The following is a 13911-nucleotide window of genomic DNA, read 5'->3' as shown; positions in this document are numbered from 1 at the left end:
AACACCTCTGCGCCAAACTCGAGCGGCGGGTGTCCAGCAGGGAAGAAGGGATTCACGCCCCCAGCAGGTGCAGCACGACCTCGCGGCGGTGGGGGCGGGCGCGGTGCTCGAACAGGTAGAGGCCCTGCCAGCTCCCGAGCGCCAGGCGGCCGCTGACCAGGGGGACGGAGAGCTGCACGCCGGTGAGCGCCGTGCGCAGGTGGGCGGGCATGTCGTCGGGGCCCTCGTCCTGGTGGCGGTAGGCCGAACTCTCGGGCGCGAGCTGCGCGAAATAGTCCTCGAGATCGCAGGCGACGTCGGGGTCGGCGTTCTCCTGGATCAGCAGGCTCGCCGAGGTGTGGCGGCAGAAGAGGGTCAGAAGGCCCGTGGTCATCCCCTGCCCGGCCGCCCAGCCGGCGGCCTCGCGGGTGAACTCGTGCAGGCCCTGGCCGCGGGTCTGGACGACGAGGGTGTGGGCCGCCTGGCGCATCAGATGAGGTCCCGCAGCCAGGCCACCAGCGGGCCGTCGGCCGGCGGCATGGGATAGTCGGCGAGCTTCATCGGCTTCACCCAGGCGATCGCCTTGTGCTCGCGGGCGGTGACCTGGCCTTCCCAGCGGCGGACCAGATAGAGCGGCATCAGGAGGTGGAAGCTCTCGTAGGCGTGGCTGGCGAAGACGAAGGGGGCGAGGCAGGCGTGGCTGACGCGGATGCCCAGCTCCTCGTCCAGCTCGCGGATCAGGCAGGCTTCGGGCGTCTCGCCCGGCTCCACCTTTCCGCCCGGGAACTCCCACAGGCCGGCAAGCTGCTTGCCTTCCGGGCGCTGGCAGATCAGCACCCGGCCGTCGGAGTCGATGAGGGCGGCGGCGGCCACCAAGACCATGGGCTTGTCGCTCATGGGCGGGGCATAGCCTCCTCTCCCCCGCGAAGCGAGAGGCTCCGCGATGCGCCATATCGGCCACGCTTGCGGAACAATCCTCGAACGCGGGTTGACTTCGCCGTTCGCAGCGCCCATCTGCACCCTGCGCCTACAAGAAGGGCGCTATCGGTGCTCCAGCCGCGTGGGGTCCACTACGGACCCAGCCTGTCGAGCGCAGAGAGAACTTCTCATAGATCGCCCATCACGCGGGGCGCTTCCCCAACGACCCCGCGCTCCCGCGACCCTCGGACAATCCGAGCGGCCGCGTTCGGCGCATACGCGAAAGCTATACCTTGACCCAATTCACTGACCTTGGCCTGGCCAAGCCCCTTCTCAAGGCGCTGGCCGACGAAGGCTACACCACGCCCACGCCGATCCAGGCGCAGGCGATCCCCGGCGTGATGGAAGGCCGCGACCTGCTGGGCATCGCCCAGACGGGCACCGGCAAGACCGCCGCCTTCGCGCTGCCCATCCTCCACCGCCTGGCGGAGAACCGGAAGCCCGCGCCGCGCAAGAGCGCCCGGGTGCTGGTGCTCTCCCCCACCCGCGAGCTCGCCACCCAGATCGGCGAGAGCTTCAAGGCCTACGGCAAGCACCTCGGCGTCACCGTCGCCGTCGTGTTCGGCGGCGTGAAGTACGGCGCCCAGATGAAGGCCCTGGCGCCCGGCGTCGACGTGCTCGTCGCCACGCCCGGCCGCCTGATCGACCACATCCAGGAGAAGACCATCTCCCTGGAAGGCGTCGAGACCTTCGTCCTCGACGAGGCCGACCAGATGCTCGACATGGGCTTCATCCTGCCGATCCGGCGGATCGTGAAGTTCCTGCCCCGCCAGCGCCAGAACCTGTTCTTCTCGGCCACGATGCCGAGCGAGATCGAGAAGCTGACCGGCGAGATCCTCAACCCGAACCCGCTGAAGGTGTCGGTGACGCCGGCGGCGACGACGGTCGACCGGGTGAACCAGCGCGTGCTGTTCGTCGAGCAGTCGCGCAAGCGCGCCCTGCTGGCCGAGCTGTTCGACGATGCCGGCTTCAAGCGCGTGATCGTCTTCACCCGCACCAAACGCGGCGCCGACCGCGTGGCCCGCGGCCTGGAGCAGGTCGGCGTGGAGGCCTCGGCCATCCACGGCGACAAGAGCCAGGGGCAGCGTGAACGGGCGCTGGCCGAGTTCAAGGCCGGCAAGGTCCGCGCCCTGGTGGCCACCGACATCGCGGCGCGCGGCATCGACATCGACGCGGTCAGCCACGTCGTCCAGTACGAGCTGCCGAACGTGCCGGAGTCCTACGTCCACCGGATCGGCCGGACGGCGCGGGCCGGCGCCGACGGCTCGGCCGTGGCGTTCTGCGCCGACGACGAGCGGAACCTGCTGAAGGACATCGAGAAGGTGACCCGCCAGCGGATTCCGTCCTTCGACCGCCGCAACGATCGCCAGCTGGGGGCCGCCACGGCCGCCCTGCCGGAAGTCGCCGGCAAGCCGGATCGCCCGGACACCCGCGGTCAGGCCCAGCCGCACCGCGGCGGCCACAAGGCCAAGCCGAACCGCAACCACTCGGCGGCCAAGCCGGGCCACCGCCACGAGGGCGCTCCGGCGCGTTCGGGCGGAGAGCGTCCGGCCCAGGCGAAGCCGGCCGGCGGCGGGGGCTTCAAGGGCCCGCGCCGCGGCCGCGGCGGCCAGGGCGGCGCCGGCCGCTCGGGCGGCGGCGGCGGCGAGCGCTCGGGCGTCTGGTCGAACCGGTAGGGGCTAATCCTTCTCCCCCTGTGGGAGAAGGTGGCGGCCGAAGGCTGATGGATGAGGGGTCGCACCGGACAACGGTGCGGCCCCTTTTTCCTGTCCGGACGGTCCGGGAAACCCCTCCTCCGACCCGCTTCGCGGGCACCTTCTCCCACAGGGGGAGAGGGGTCAGGACCCAGTCACCTCGCCGATCCAGGCGAGGTAGGCGGGATCGGCGGCGACCACGGGCAAGGCGACGATCTCCGGCGTGTCGTAGCTGTGCAGCTCGCGGATGCGGGCCGCGACCTTGTCCCAGAGATCGGCGCGGGTCTTGACGAGGAGCAGCTCCTCGACGTCGCGGCGCACCTCCCCCTCCCAGAGATAGCGGCTGCGGATCGGCATGACCTGCACGCAGGCGGCCAGGCGCTCCGAGAGCAGGGCCTCGGCGATGGCGTCCGCCTCGGTCTCCGAGGCCGTGGTCGTCTGGATCAGGATCGCGCTGGCCACACTCATTCCGCTCACCCCGGTTGTTCTTACGACCGGTAGTCGCCGTTGATCTCGACGTAGCGCTTGGTGAGGTCGCAGGTCCACATGGTCGAGGAGGCCCGGCCCATGCCGACGTCGACGGTCACCTCCAGCTCCTGGCGCTTCATGTAGGCGCTCATCTTGTCCTCGTCGTAGGAGGGCGAGATCAGGCCGTCCTGGGCCGCCCAGTAGGGACCGAACTTCACGCTGACGGAGTCGCGGTCGATGGGCTCGTCGGCGCGGCCCACGGCCATGACGATCCGGCCCCAGTTGGCGTCCTCGCCGGCGAAGGCGGTCTTCACCAGCGGGCTCTCGCAGATGGTGCGGGCGATCTTGCGGGCCGAGGCCGCGGTCTCGGCGCCGGTCACCGTCACCTTGATGAACTTGTTGGCCCCTTCCCCGTCGCGCACCAGCTGGTGGGCGAGGTCCATGAGGACGTGCTCCAGCTTGTCGCGGAAGTCGGCCAGGCGCCGGTCGCCGGCGCGGCTGATCTTCGGCGCGCCCGAGGCCCCCGTGGCGAACAGCAGCAGGGTGTCGTTGGTGGAGCGGTCGCCGTCGACCGTCACGGCGTTGAAGGTGTTGCGGGTGTAGAGGTTGACCAGGTTCTGCAGCGCCGTGGGCGTGATGGCCGCATCGGTGACCACGAAGGCCAGCATGGTGGCCATGTCGGGCGCGATCATGCCCGAGCCCTTGCAGATGCCGCCGATCCGCACCGTCACCCCGTCGATCTTCGCCTCGGCGTAGGCCCCCTTGGGGAAGGTGTCGGTGGTCATGATGGCGCGCGCCGCGCCGGCCCAGCCGTCCTCGGTCAGGCGGCCCTCCACCTCGGGCAGGCGGTGGGTGATCTTGGCGTCGTCCAGCAGCACGCCGATGACGCCGGTGGAGGCCACCATCACGTCGCGCTGGCGGCAGTCGAAGCGCTTGCCCACCGCCGAGCAGACCCGGCGCACGGCGTCGGCGCCCGGCCGGCCGGTGAAGGAATTGGCGCAGCCGGCGTTGACCACCAGGGCGCGGACGGCCTCGCCTTTGGTGGCCTCGAGCTGGCGCTTGCACCAGTCCACGGGGGCGGAGCCGACGCCGTGGCGGGTGAAGACGCCCGCGCAGCTCGCGCCTTCCGGGAAGTGCATGACCAGCAGGTCCTCGCGGTCGTGCTTGTAGAAGCCGGCCCGGCCGGTGGCCATCTGCACGCCGGCGATCGGCGGCATCTTCGGGAACGGCACGGCGAGCGGCGACACCGGCATGGCCGCCTTGCCCGGGGCCGCGGGCGGCGGCGGCGGCGGCGGGGCGGCGAACTGGCTGGCCTGGCGGTCGGCGCGCTTGAGCGCGGCGCTCTTCAGGGCGCTGCGCAGCGGGTCGAAGGCGCGCTCCAGGGTCTGCCCCACGACCTCCACCGGCTTGGCGGCGGCCTTCTTCGAACCGGAGGTCTTCTTCGCGGGCGTCTTGCTCACGGCTGGGCCCCCTTGGCTTGCGGAGTCTGGGTGGTGGGAGTCTGGGTCTTCGGTTGCGGCGCGGCCTTCGGCGCGTCGGCGGGCGGGACGGGCCGGGCGCCGTCGCCCTTGACCAGCACCTCGACCTTGGCCCGGCCGCGGAGCTTCTCCAGCAGGTCGCGGATCTGGTCGTAGGTGAGGAAGCGGACGATCTGCGGCCGGGCGGCTTCCAGGGTGATCGGCTGCTCCAGCCTTCGATCCTCGACCTTGACGATGGCGAAGCCGCCTTCGGTGGCGAAGGGGCCGACGACCTGGCCGGCCTTGGCGTCCTTGAGCGCCGCGTCATAGGCCTCGGGCATGACGTCGGTGGTGAAGTAGCCGAGGTCGCCGCCGTTGAAGCGCGTGGCCGCGTCCGTGGAGCGCTCCATGGCCAGGGCCTCGAAGGAGGCGCCGGCGGCCAGCAGCTTCCTGACCTGCTCGGCCTCGGCGGGCGTGCCCACGACGATCTGGCGGGCGCGGATCTCCTCGGAGCGTTTGGCGAGCTTGAGCTGCTCCTGGTAGAGGCCGCGGATCGCGTTCTCGTTGACCGCGTCGGAGACCACGCTCTCCACCAGCATGTCGCCGAGGATGCGCTCGCGGGCGGCGGCCAGGCGGCGCTGGGCCACCGGGTCCTTGTCCAGTTTTCGCTTCAGGGCCTCGGAGGCGAGCAGCTTCTGGTCCACCACCTCGTCGAGCACCCGGCGGAACAGCTCGGAGGAGGCGTCCAGCGGCTCGCCCTCGCCGATCAGGCCCTGGGCCACGGCCTCGCGCTTGACGTCGGAGGCCCACACGGTCTTGCCGTCCACCCGGGCGACGGCCTGGTCGCCGCGCTCGGGCGCCTGCTCGCCGCCGCCGTCCTTGCCGCAGGCGCTGAACGACAGCGCCAGCGCGGCCATCAGGCCGGCTAGGAGGAAGGGACGGAAGGACCTGGCGGCCGCCATACGGATCACCCCGGACATGGGAGCGGGAACACGCGCGTCGGGCGCCGCCCGTCCCTAGCCATTTCCACTGCGGAGTGCAAAGGTTGCCCCCGACTGGGCGGGGGCCGCTTAGGCCTTCCGCCGCTAGGCATTATTTCCGGAGGAATATTGAAAATGCGCGAAGCGGTGATCGTCTCCTACGCCCGTACCGGACTTGCGAAGTCCGGCCGCGGCGGCTTCAACATGACCCCGACCGTCTCCATCGCGGCGCACGCCGTGAAGCATGCGGTCGAGAAGGCGGGCATCGAGAAGGACTCGGTCGAGGACGTCTTCCTGGGCAACGTGGCCCACGGCGGCGGCAACCTGGGCCGCCAGGCCTCGCTGCTGGCCGGGCTGCCGATCACCACCTCCGGCGTCACCGTCAACCGCTTCTGCTCCTCGGGCCTGCAGACCATCGCCATGGCCGCCAACTACGTCCGCGAGGACGGCGCCGACGTGGTCGTGGCCGGCGGGGTGGAGTCGATCTCCATGCCGAACCTCGGCCAGTCGAAGGAGAACTTCGACCCGCGCCTGACCGAGATGTACCCGGCCATCTACATGCCGATGATCGACACCGCCGACATCGTGGCCGAGCGCTACAAGGTCAGCCGCGAGGCGCAGGACGAGTATTCGCTGGAGAGCCAGCGGCGCATGGCGGCGGCCCAGCAGGCGAACAAGTTCGCCGACGAGATCGTCCCGATGAAGACCAAGATGAAGACGGTCAACAAGGAGACGAAGGAAGAATCCGTCGTCGACTACGTGGTGACCCGCGACGAGTGCAACCGTCCCGACACCACCCTCGAAGGCCTGCAGAAGCTGGAGCCCGTGCGCGGCCCCGGCAAGTACATCACCGCCGGCAACGCCTCGCAGCTGTCCGACGGCGCCGCCGCCGTCGTGGTGATGGAGCGCAAGGAGGCCGAGCGCCGGGGCCTGACGCCCCTGGGCGTGTTCAAGGGCTGGGCCGTGGCCGGCTGCGAGCCGGACGAGATGGGCATCGGCCCGGTGTTCGCGATCCCGCGCCTGCTGGAGCGCCACGGCCTGAAGGTCGACGACATCGACCTGTGGGAACTGAACGAGGCGTTCGCCTCGCAGTGCCTCTACAGCCGCGACAAGCTGGGCATCGACCCGGAGAAGTACAACGTCAACGGCGGCTCCATCGCCATCGGCCACCCGTTCGGCATGACCGGCGCGCGCCTTGCCGGCCACGTCCTGCAGGAAGGCAAGCGCCGCGGGGCGAAGAACGTCGTGGTCTCCATGTGCATCGGCGGCGGCATGGGCGCCGCAGGTCTGTTCGAGGTCTACTGACCTCGACCAGACCGGCCGCGGCGCCCAGCACTTGGACTTGGTCGAAATCGCTCGCGCGATTCGACGGGCGCCGCAGGTCTGTTCGAGGTCTACTGACCTCGACCAGACCGGCCGCGGCGTCCATCGCTTGGACTTGGTCGAAATCGCTTACGCGATTTCGACGGGCGCCGCGGGCCTGTTCGAGGCGTATTGATCACTTCCTCTCCCACGCCCGTGGGAGAGGGGGACCATCCGCCGGAGAGCGGACGGTGGAGAGGGCGAGCCGCAGGCGCCGAGCTTGCGGCCGCCCTTCTTGATTCAGAGCCCTGGACTTGCCCTCTCGACCACGCCCTCTGCGGGGCGCGGCCCCCCTCTCCTGCTGCGCGGGAGAGGAAGAGCGACAGGCACAGCGACGCTATGTCCGGCGGGGGGTTCCGTTGACACTGGGGGACCCGGTGCTTAAGTCTCGCGCGCCCTGAAAAGAGCGATTTTCCCGGCAGGCGATGGGCCACGGCCGCCGCCGACGCCCCACCAAACCGGACGCATCCCTTGAGCATCTTCCAACGGTTCTTCGGCTCTTCCAACGACCGCAAGGTCAAGGCCATGGCCGCGCGGGTCACCAAGATCAACGCGCTGGAGCCCCAGATGCAGGCGCTGAGCGACGATGCGCTCCGCGCCAAGACCGAGGACTTCAAGCAAAGGCTCGCCAAGGGTGCGACGCTGGACGACCTCATGGAAGAGGCCTTCGCCGTGGTGCGCGAGGCGGCGCGCCGGACGCTGGGCCAGCGGCACTACGACGTGCAGCTCGTGGGCGGCATGGTGCTGCACACCGGCGGCATCGCCGAGATGCGGACCGGCGAAGGCAAGACGCTGGTCGCCACCGCTCCGGTCTACCTGAACGCCCTGGCCGGCAAGGGCGTCCACGTCATCACGGTCAACGACTACCTGGCCCAGCGCGACGCCGAGTGGATGGGCCAGATCTACCGCTTCCTCGGCCTTTCGGTGGGGACCATCGTCCACGGCCTCAGCCAGGGCCAGCGGCAGGCGGCCTACAACAGCGACATCACCTACGGCACGAACAACGAGTTCGGCTTCGACTACCTGCGCGACAACCTGGTCTACGACGTGAGCGAGATGGTCCAGCGCGGCCACAACTTCGCGATCGTCGACGAGGTGGACTCGATCCTGATCGACGAGGCCCGCACCCCGCTGATCATCTCCGGCCCGACCGAGGACCGCTCCGAGTTCTACAAGATCATCGACGCGCTGATCAAAGAGCTCATCCAGGACACCGCGACCTACGACTTCGACGAGAAGCAGCGCCAGGTCATCCTCACCGAGGAGGGCGCCGAGAAGATCGAGGAGATCCTGCAGGCCGCCGGACACCTGGCCGAGGACACCACCGGCCTCTATGACGCCGCCAACGTCTCGGTGGTGCACCACGTGAACCAGGCGCTGCGCGCCAACGTCCTCTACACCCGCGACAAGGACTACATCGTCCGCGCCGGCGAGGTGATCCTGATCGACGAGTTCACCGGCCGCATGATGCACGGCCGCCGGCTGTCGGAAGGCCTGCACCAGGCGATCGAGGCCAAGGAAGCCGCCGTCATCCAGCCCGAGAACCAGACGCTGGCCTCGGTGACCATCCAGAACTACTTCCGGCTCTATTCGAAGCTCTCGGGCATGACCGGCACCGCGGCGACCGAGGCCCAGGAGTTCGGCGACATCTACAAGATGGACGTCATGGAGATCCCCACCAACCGGCCGGTGGCGCGGATCGACGACGACGACGAGGTCTACCGGACCTTCGCCGAGAAGAACGAGGCGATCCTCAAGCAGATCGCCTACTGCTACGCGCACGGCCAGCCGATCCTGGTGGGCACGGTCTCCATCGAGAAGTCGGAGCAGCTGTCCGAGCTGCTGAAGAGCTACGCCTGGGAAGTCCCGGTGAAGAAGCTGAAGCGCGAGCACTGGGCGCTGGCCGCCCGGGCCCGCCAGGTGGACCTCGAGGCCGCCCAGAAGGCCAAGCAGGAGCTGCTGGCGCTCGGCGAGAGCGCCTTCGAAACCAGCGTCGCCAAGGGCAAGGGCATCCCGCACAACGTGCTGAACGCCCGCTACCACGAGCAGGAGGCCGGCATCGTCGCCGACGCCGGCGTGCCCGGCGCGGTGACCATCGCCACCAACATGGCCGGCCGCGGCACCGACATCCAGCTGGGCGGCAACGTCGACATGAAGCTCGCCAAGTGGCGGGACGAGCAGCGCGGCCTCGGGATCGAGGTGACGCCGGACGAGGCCAAGGCCCGCAAGGCGGAGATCGAGGCCGAGATCAAGGACCTCAAGGAAGAGGCCCTGGCCGCCGGCGGGCTCTATGTGCTGGGCACCGAGCGGCACGAGAGCCGGCGGATCGACAACCAGCTGCGCGGCCGGACGGGCCGCCAGGGCGACCCGGGCCGCTCGAAGTTCTTCCTGTCCTGCGAGGACGACCTGCTGCGCATCTTCGCCGGCGAGCGTCTCGACGGGATCATGCGCACCTTCGGCGTCCAGGAAGGCGAGGCGATCACCCACAAGTGGCTGAACAGCGCCATCGCCACGGCCCAGAAGCGCGTCGAGCAGCGCAACTACGAGATCCGCAAGAACCTGCTGAAGTACGACGACGTCGTGAACGACCAGCGCAAGGCCGTGTTCGAGCAGCGCCAGGAGTTCATGGAGGCCGCCGACCTTTCGGAGATCATCGGCGAGTTCCGCCGCGACACCATCTCCGACTTCGTGGAGCGCCACCTGCCGCCGAAGGCCTTCGCCGAGCAGTGGGACGTGGACGGGCTGGAAGAGCACGTCCGCAACTACCTCGGCCTCGACCTGCCGATCCGCGACTGGGCGGCCGAGGAAGGCATCGCCAACGAGGAGATCGAGCAGCGCATCGTCCAGGCCGCCGAGGCCCGGGTGGCCGAGCGCGAAGCCCAGGTGGGCGACCATATGCGCACGGTCGAGAAGAGCTTCCTGCTGCAGATGGTCGACCTGCAGTGGCGCGAGCACCTGATGCACCTGGACCACCTGCGCAACGTCATCGGCCTGCGCGGCTACGGCCAGCGCGACCCGCTGAACGAGTACAAGACCGAGGCCTTCTCGCTGTTCGAGAAGCTGCTGGTGGACCTGCGCCAGAACGTGACCCGCTGGCTGATGACGGTGGAGTTCCAGTTCGAGGAGCCCCCGCCGCCGCCGACCGGCCAGATGTTCGAGGTCCACCTGGACCCGCTCACCGGCGAAAACGCGGCCGACATGGGCGCCCTGCCCGACGGCCTCCCCGCCGACCAGCGCGCGGGCCTGCCGGTCAGCGCCCTGCCGGCCGGCTGGGAAGACACCGGCCGCAATTCGCCCTGCCCCTGCGGCTCGGGCAAGAAGTTCAAGCACTGCCACGGCGCGCTCGTCTGACGGGTTCCCCGCATGCAACCCGCTGAAGTTCAGGTCGTTTAGCCAGCTTCAGCGGGGGGATTTCCGGTATGCCTACCTATCGCGCCTACCAGGTCGACGAGCGCCGTCGCATCCTGAGCGCCACCTGGGTCGAAGCGGCCAGCGACGAGCAGGCCAAGGCCAAGGCCGCCGAGGAGCTCTGCGAAGAGCAGATCCCCGCCGTGGAGCTCTGGCAGGCCACCCGGCTGGTGGACGAGATCACCTGCGAGGACGACGAGGAGGGCTGACGCCCCCTACTCCGCCGCCATCGCCGCGGCGGGCTTGGCCGCGCGGGGGGGCACCGGCAGCGCATAGCCCGCCGCCTTCGCCCGCTTCCCGCCGCGCTCGATCTCCTTCAGGAGGTCGCGGACGTAGATGTTGAAGTCCACCTGGATCGTGTGGCGGGCAGCCTTGTAGTAGGGCCCCAGGTGCAGGGCCTCGTCCTCGCGGATCACCCGCTCCATCTTCTCCGGCGGCGGCGGGCGGTAGCGGCCGACGAGGTAGGCGCCGGCAAGCTTGGCCTGCTGCTCGGCGAAGTTCACCAGGGTCGGCAGCGGCTGGGCCAGGCCCATGAAAAACAGGTTCGGCACGCCCGGCTTCATCATCCGCTTGAACAGCGGGAAGCGGTTCTCCGCGTCCGGATTGAGGGCTGGATCGGGCAGGAACGGGAAGCTGATGTTGTAGCCGGTGGCGTAGACGATGGCGTCCACCGCCTCGACGCTGCCGTCCTCGAAGCGGACCCGGTCGCCCATCAGCTCGGCGATGTTGGGCTTGAACTTCACGTCGCCGCAGCCGGCGCGGGTGAGGAACTCGCCGGAGACCGAGGGATGCGCCTCCAGCGGCTCGTGGTCCGGCTTCGGCAGGCCGTAGTCCTCCATCCGGCCGATGGCCTGCTTGATCTTCTTCCTGGCAAGCGCGAGGCCGAGCTTGCGCGGCATCCACGGCGGCATGACGGCTTTGTCGGCGACCTTGCCGTCCATGTACTTGGGCAGCACCCAGACCCCGCGCCGGGCGGCCACCCAGAGCGTCCTGGCGATCGGCCGCTGGGAGAGCTCCGAGGCGATGTCCATGGCCGAATTGCCCATGCCGACGACCACGACGTTCTTGCCGCGCATGTCCACGGGATCGAAGGGATCGCGGTAGGCGTGCGCGTGGAAATGCGGCCCGTCGAAGTGGCCGGGGTAGTCGGGGATGCGGGCGTCCCAGTGGTGGCCGTTGCAGACGAAGAGCACGTCGTAGAGCCGGGTCTCGCCCGTCGACAGGGTCACCGCCCAGTGCCCGCCGGGGGTGCGCTCGGCGCGGTCCACGCGGGTGTTGAAGGTGATCTTCGGGCGCAGGCCGAAGTGGTCCACGTAGTCGCGGAAGTACTGCAGCAGCTGGGCGTGGTGCGGGAAGTCGGGCCAGTCGGCCGGGACCGGATAGTCCTCGAAGGCGAGGCGCCACTTCGAGGTGTCGATGTGCAGGCTCTCGTAGCAGGCGGAGAGGCCGTTGGGGTTGCGGTAGTACCAGTTGCCGCCGACGTCGTCGGACATCTCGAAGCAGTCGAACGGCACGCCGAGGTCCTGCAGCCGCTTGGCCGTGGTGAAGCCGGAGCAGCCCGCGCCGATGATGCAGGCCTTCGGCAGGGCGTCCGCCATGGTTGGTCCTCCCCAGGAATCCGTTTTTCCGGGGAGGCTGCGCCCGTGACGCGGCGTCAGCGCAATCTCAGCGCCACAGGATCGGGAAATCGGGCCTGGGCGGGGTGAGCCAGCCGAACAGCCGCCGGAGCGCGTCCACGTCCCCCTGGACCGCCGCGGGCGGCGGCGCCGTCCCCTGGGACAGGGCCAGGAAGGCGGCGCGCGGCAGGGTGACCGCCAGCTTCGCGTCCGTGCCGTCCGGATCGGCCTCGTAGGTCAGCACCTGATTGCGGACGCTGACCCGGAACCGCTCCTTCCGCTCGGGGAAGGTCAGGTCGATGAGGATCTCCTGGTCGCCGACCTTCGCCGGATCCAGGCGCACGGCCATCAGGTCGAGCAGCATCGGCGTGGGCGTGGAGCGGATCAGGTCGGCGCCGGCCGCCGCGCCGCGGCTGGGGGTGATCCCCCGGCGCAGCTCCTGGGCGCCGGTCAGGTACATGTTGCGCCAGAGCGAGCTCTCCGCGGCGGCGGCCTGCTTCTCGTAGACGGCCGCCAGGAAGTCCCGCGCCGCCTGGTTCTTCGGATCGGCCATCACCACGCGGTTGGCGAGCGTCCCGGCCCAGCGGTCGTCGCCCGCGGCGAAGGCGCGGCGAGCCTCGGCGAGGACCTTGGCCGCGCCGCCCATCAGGGCGACCGTGCGGGTCGCCTCGTCCTTCGGCTCCAGCGGCGCGAGGTTCACCGGATTGGCGTCGTACCAGCCCATGTAGCGCTGGTAGACGGCGCGCGAATTGAAGCTGACCGTGCCGTAGTAGCCGCGGTTGTACCATTCATCGGCCAGCACGTCGGGCAGCGCCAGGCGGTTGGCGATCTCCGGGCCGGTGAGCCCCTCGTTCATCAGCCGCACCGTCTGGTCGTGGAGGAACTTGTAGGCGTCCCGGTGCCGGCGCAGGAAGTCGCGAATCTCGACCCCGCCGAACCGGGGCCAGGCGTGGCTGGTGATCAGCACCTCGGCGTCCGGTCCGTAGAGCCGGAGGGACTCGCTCAGGTAGTCGGCCCAGGCCTTGGCGTCGCGGACCAGGGCGCCGCGCGGGGTGAGCACATTGTGCAGGGTGGCGTTGGCGTTCTCCGCCAGGTCCAGCAGCTTCAGGTCCGGGAAGTAGAGGTTCATCTCCGCCGGGGCCTCGGTTCCGGGGGTGAGCTGAAACTGGATGCGCACGCCGTCGACGACGAGCTCCTGGCCGGTGCGGACGATCTCCACCGTGGGCGGCACGAGGGTCTGGGTCCCGGCGGCCACGCCCTGGCCGATGCCGGCGCTGACCTGCCCGTCCGGGCCCTTCGGCAGCAGGGAGCCGAACTGGTAGACGGCGCGCCGGCCCATGGCCGCCCCGGCGATGACGTTCTCGCTGACCGCGTGCTCCAGGAACCCGGCCGGGGCGATCACCTGCACGCGGCCGGCGTCCACGTCGGCCTGGGCGACCATGCCGCGCGAGCCGCCGAAGTGGTCGACGTGGCTGTGGGTGTAGATCAGCGCCGCCACCGGGCGTGCGCCCAGCTTCTCGTTGGCGAGATCGAGGGCGGCCTTCGCGGTCTCGGCCGAGGTCAGGGGATCGATGACGATCCAGCCGGTGCGTCCCGCCACGAAGGTGGCGTTGGCGAGGTCGAAGCCGCGCACCTGCCAGACGCCCTCCGCGACCTCGAACAGGCCGTGCTTCGACAGGAGCTGGGCCTGGCGCCAGAGGCTGGGGTTCACGCTGGCCGGCGCGGGGCCTTTCAGGAAGTCATAGGCCGAGAGGTCCCAGGCCAGGCCGCCGTCGGCGCGCAGGATCTTCGGATCGGCCCGCGTGCCGACGAAGCCCTGCTCGGCGAAGGCGAAGTCCTGGCGGTCCCGGAAGTCCGGCGCCGCGTGGGCGGAGACCGCCGACAAGCCCAGCGCCAGCACAGTTCCCCAGGCCGCGATCTTCCGCATCCGCTCGCCCCCCTCCGCTCGTCCCGGCGAACGCCGGGATCC

At 69.9% G+C, this 13911-nt stretch carries 11 protein-coding genes; 4 read left to right on the top strand and 7 right to left on the bottom strand.

Annotated elements, in window-relative coordinates; translation table 11 throughout:
- Positions 1–52: 52 nt before the first annotated feature.
- Both VM685_RS11775 and mutT read right to left on the bottom strand, forming a co-directional pair.
- The gene (locus VM685_RS11775; RefSeq protein ID WP_325460337.1) at positions 53–469 is read right to left on the bottom strand and encodes a secondary thiamine-phosphate synthase enzyme YjbQ; all 417 of its coding nucleotides are present in this window, start codon (positions 467–469) and stop codon (positions 53–55) included.
- Complete coding sequence (mutT, locus tag VM685_RS11770; RefSeq protein WP_325460336.1) at positions 469–876, bottom strand: 8-oxo-dGTP diphosphatase MutT; 408 nt, start codon at positions 874–876, stop codon at positions 469–471. Before mutT ends, VM685_RS11775 begins: the two co-directional genes overlap by 1 nt.
- 314 nt (positions 877–1190) lie before the next feature.
- Here mutT and VM685_RS11765 point away from each other — a divergent pair, with 314 nt between their 5' ends.
- Positions 1191–2633: a DEAD/DEAH box helicase gene (locus VM685_RS11765; protein WP_325460335.1), complete on the top strand. Its 1443-nt coding sequence runs from the start codon at positions 1191–1193 to the stop codon at positions 2631–2633.
- 162 nt (positions 2634–2795) lie between these two features.
- Here VM685_RS11765 and cutA read toward each other — a convergent pair whose 3' ends face one another.
- The 3 genes from cutA to VM685_RS11750 are packed head-to-tail and all read right to left on the bottom strand — an operon-like array spanning position 2796 to position 5538.
- Positions 2796–3119 (bottom strand): divalent-cation tolerance protein CutA, encoded by a 324-nt coding sequence (gene cutA / locus VM685_RS11760; protein WP_325460334.1) that lies wholly within the window; start codon positions 3117–3119, stop codon positions 2796–2798.
- Positions 3120–3139: 20 nt separating this feature from the next.
- Complete coding sequence (gene argJ / locus VM685_RS11755) at positions 3140–4579, bottom strand: bifunctional glutamate N-acetyltransferase/amino-acid acetyltransferase ArgJ (protein ID WP_414693360.1); 1440 nt, start codon at positions 4577–4579, stop codon at positions 3140–3142.
- A complete protein-coding gene (locus VM685_RS11750; RefSeq protein ID WP_325460386.1) occupies positions 4576–5538 on the bottom strand; it encodes a peptidylprolyl isomerase in 963 nt (320 codons plus the stop codon). The genes argJ and VM685_RS11750 overlap by 4 nt, the downstream gene beginning before the upstream one ends.
- Before the next feature lie 153 nt (positions 5539–5691).
- Here VM685_RS11750 and VM685_RS11745 point away from each other — a divergent pair, with 153 nt between their 5' ends.
- From VM685_RS11745 to VM685_RS11735, 3 genes are all read left to right on the top strand, one after another.
- A complete protein-coding gene (locus VM685_RS11745) occupies positions 5692–6861 on the top strand; it encodes an acetyl-CoA C-acyltransferase (RefSeq protein WP_325460333.1) in 1170 nt (389 codons plus the stop codon).
- 582 nt (positions 6862–7443) lie between these two features.
- The gene (gene secA, locus VM685_RS11740; protein WP_414693363.1) at positions 7444–10269 is read left to right on the top strand and encodes a preprotein translocase subunit SecA; all 2826 of its coding nucleotides are present in this window, start codon (positions 7444–7446) and stop codon (positions 10267–10269) included.
- A gap of 68 nt (positions 10270–10337) precedes the next feature.
- The gene (locus VM685_RS11735) at positions 10338–10535 is read left to right on the top strand and encodes a hypothetical protein (protein ID WP_325460331.1); all 198 of its coding nucleotides are present in this window, start codon (positions 10338–10340) and stop codon (positions 10533–10535) included.
- 6 nt (positions 10536–10541) lie between these two features.
- Here VM685_RS11735 and VM685_RS11730 read toward each other — a convergent pair whose 3' ends face one another.
- Entirely contained in the window at positions 10542–11924 is a 1383-nt protein-coding gene (locus tag VM685_RS11730; protein WP_325460330.1) for a flavin-containing monooxygenase, read from the bottom strand.
- Between the two features lie 67 nt (positions 11925–11991).
- On the bottom strand, positions 11992–13869 hold the full coding sequence (locus VM685_RS11725; RefSeq protein WP_325460329.1) for an alkyl/aryl-sulfatase: 1878 nt from the start codon (positions 13867–13869) through the stop codon (positions 11992–11994).
- Positions 13870–13911 lie beyond the last annotated feature (42 nt).

This window comes from Phenylobacterium sp. (assembly GCF_035539035.1).
Lineage (GTDB): Bacteria > Pseudomonadota > Alphaproteobacteria > Caulobacterales > Caulobacteraceae > Phenylobacterium.
The sequence above is the reverse complement of the archived record's forward strand: the minus strand, read 5'-3'. Positions and strand labels throughout refer to the sequence as shown.

Excerpts from the sequence above, each read along its gene's own strand:
- VM685_RS11745 (WP_325460333.1), top strand. The coding sequence starts at position 5,692 with ATGCGCGAAGCGGTGATCGTCTCCTACGCCCGTACCGGACTTGCGAAG.
- VM685_RS11775 (WP_325460337.1), bottom strand. The coding sequence starts at position 469 with ATGCGCCAGGCGGCCCACACCCTCGTCGTCCAGACCCGCGGCCAGGGC.
- secA (WP_414693363.1), top strand. The coding sequence starts at position 7,444 with ATGGCCGCGCGGGTCACCAAGATCAACGCGCTGGAGCCCCAGATGCAG.
- VM685_RS11750 (WP_325460386.1), bottom strand. The coding sequence starts at position 5,538 with ATGGCGGCCGCCAGGTCCTTCCGTCCCTTCCTCCTAGCCGGCCTGATG.
- VM685_RS11730 (WP_325460330.1), bottom strand. The coding sequence starts at position 11,924 with ATGGCGGACGCCCTGCCGAAGGCCTGCATCATCGGCGCGGGCTGCTCC.
- mutT (WP_325460336.1), bottom strand. The coding sequence starts at position 876 with ATGAGCGACAAGCCCATGGTCTTGGTGGCCGCCGCCGCCCTCATCGAC.
- cutA (WP_325460334.1), bottom strand. The coding sequence starts at position 3,119 with ATGAGTGTGGCCAGCGCGATCCTGATCCAGACGACCACGGCCTCGGAG.
- VM685_RS11725 (WP_325460329.1), bottom strand. The coding sequence starts at position 13,869 with ATGCGGAAGATCGCGGCCTGGGGAACTGTGCTGGCGCTGGGCTTGTCG.
- VM685_RS11735 (WP_325460331.1), top strand. The coding sequence starts at position 10,338 with ATGCCTACCTATCGCGCCTACCAGGTCGACGAGCGCCGTCGCATCCTG.